The following is a 1,372-nucleotide window of genomic DNA, read 5'->3' on the forward strand; positions in this document are numbered from 1 at the left end:
GCCCGCCCGCGCGCCGTGGTGCACTCCCGCGGCGGCCTGGCCGCCGGGCTGCGCACCGTCACCGAACTCGTCGACCCGCGCCCCGGCACGGTGGTGCTCGGCGGCACCTTCTTCGTGCTCGTCCCCGCGCTCACCGCCGGCGCCGCCGTCGCGCTGCCGGCCCGCGAGCCCGCCGCGCTGGCCCGCCAGCTCGGCCGGCTCGCCCCGGCCCACACCTACCTCACCCCGCCGCGACTGCGCGCCGCGCTCGGCGCCGGGGCCCGGTTCACCGGCCGGGTCTGGACCGGTTCGGCGCCCGCCGACGCGGCCCTGCTGCGCCGGGTCAAGCAGGCCGGGGCCGATCAGGCCTGGAGCGTCTACGCGCTCACCGAGCTGTTCCCGGCGGCGGCCGTCGAGGAGGCCGGGAAGAGCGCCTTCGACGGGCCCGGCGACCTGGTCGGCGACCCGCTGCCGGGCGTGCGCACCGGGCTCGGCGACAACGGCGAACTGCTGCTCGCCGGCCCCGGCGCCCGGCACCGCTACCTCGGCGAGGAACCCGACCCCTGGATCCGCACCGGCGACCGCGCCACGCTCGACCCGGACGGCCGGATCGTGCTCGCCGGCCGGCTCAAGGACATGGTGCTGCGCCGCGCCGAGAACATCTACCCGGGCCTGTACGAGCCGACCCTGCACCTGCCGGGCGTCGAACTCGCGGTGCTGGTCGGCGTCCCGGACGGGGCGGGCGACGAGCGGCTGGTCGCCCTCGTCCAGCCCTCGCCCGGCACCGACCCCCGTCGGCTGCGCACCGCGCTGGCCGGCCCGCTGGAGCGGATGGGCTCGGCCCGCCCGGACGCCCTGCTGTTCGGCGAAGTGCCGCTGGCCGGTCGCTCCCGCAAGCCCGACCGGGCGGCCGCCTCGGCCTACTGCGCACGGGAGTTGGCGATATGACCGGCGGACCGGACCGGCACCCCGCGCTGCACCGGGGCGCCCGCCGCCGCGACCGCCGGGTCTATCTGCGCAGCCATCCACTGCTGTTCGCCCTGCTCGCCGCCACCCGCCGCCGTCCGGTGATCCGGCTCGGCCGCACCGTGCTGGTGCACGGCGCCGAGGCCTACCGCGAGGCGCTCACCCGGATCCCGCTGGACCGCACCGCCCCCGGCACCACCGGCGGCGCCGCCGCCGAACTCACCGCCGGCGGCGTGCTCTTCGACCAGCAGGGTGCCGAGCACCGCACCGCCCGGCGCGAGCTGGCGGCCACCCTGGACGCCACGGCGCCGCACCGGCTCCGCCCGCACTGGCAGGCGGTGCTCGCCGCCCGGATCCCGGCACTCGCCACCGGTGCCCTGGACCTGGTGGTGCTGGCCGCCGAGTGGGGCAGCGGGCGGCGCCGGGG

At 79.2% G+C, this 1,372-nt stretch carries 1 protein-coding gene and 1 pseudogene; both read left to right on the plus strand.

Annotated elements, in window-relative coordinates:
- The coding region (locus tag ABD308_RS39340) for an AMP-binding protein (protein WP_344345928.1) at positions 1 to 927 on the plus strand (927 nt) is incomplete at its 5' end.
- Positions 924 to 1,372, plus strand: a pseudogene (locus tag ABD308_RS39345) (hypothetical protein); the annotation flags it as partial. The gene ABD308_RS39340 and the pseudogene ABD308_RS39345, both read left to right, overlap by 4 nt.

It is taken from the genome of Kitasatospora putterlickiae (genome assembly GCF_039527695.1).
Lineage (GTDB): Bacteria > Actinomycetota > Actinomycetes > Streptomycetales > Streptomycetaceae > Kitasatospora > Kitasatospora putterlickiae.